This is a genomic window from Virgibacillus carmonensis (assembly GCF_057836705.1).
Genome location: NZ_JBYQFJ010000230.1, coordinates 1 through 624 on the forward strand (window position 1 = coordinate 1; position 624 = coordinate 624).

Consider the following 624-nt stretch of genomic DNA (forward strand, 5'->3'; position numbering starts at 1 on the left):
TCCCATTTATAATTCTGTTTCCCTAAATAAACGCCATCCGGTTTGATAAAGGCATAGTATCCTTGAAGAAAATCACCATTACGTTGATTAAGTTCCATTCCATTAGCTGGGTTCACTCCATTTACCAAAATGCCTGCATCACCCTCAGCCTTATTCAATTGAATATCTGCAGCTACCGTATAATTTGTCCAACCGTCTTTTCCTGTCATAGCTTTAGAAAAGGTACTGTTACTTGGTGCAAAAAATCCTTCATCAACAGTCCAGTAACTCTCATACATGGTCCACTCCAATTCCATCCCCTCAGTGAAGGTATCTCGAAGTTCATTGACATTCGCATCCTCATAAAAGGTCATCGTGGAAATGCTTGCTTCCCCCTGCATTAATTCTACCTTCAAATCCTTTTTTCCCTTGGAAAGCTCAAGACCCTTAATCGTTACTGTTTTCCAATTCTGTGCTCCTTTTGTATTTGGAAGACTGATTTCTCCTGAAACATCATGATTTCCTTGCATTATTTTTAACGTTGCACCGTCTACCTCCGTTGCAATGCGTAAATCCACATTATACGTTCCGCCTGTAGCTATATTCACTTTGTACGAGAGCCATTCTCCAGATTGATTCAGCATG

General features: G+C 40.2%; 1 protein-coding gene. It reads right to left on the reverse strand.

Annotated features, from left to right (window positions below; translation table 11 throughout):
• A partial coding sequence (locus AC3G7N_RS21555) for a carbohydrate-binding protein (RefSeq protein ID WP_489424180.1) occupies positions 1 to 587 on the reverse strand: 587 nt, incomplete at its 3' end.
• Between the last annotated feature and the right edge of the window lie 37 nt (positions 588 to 624).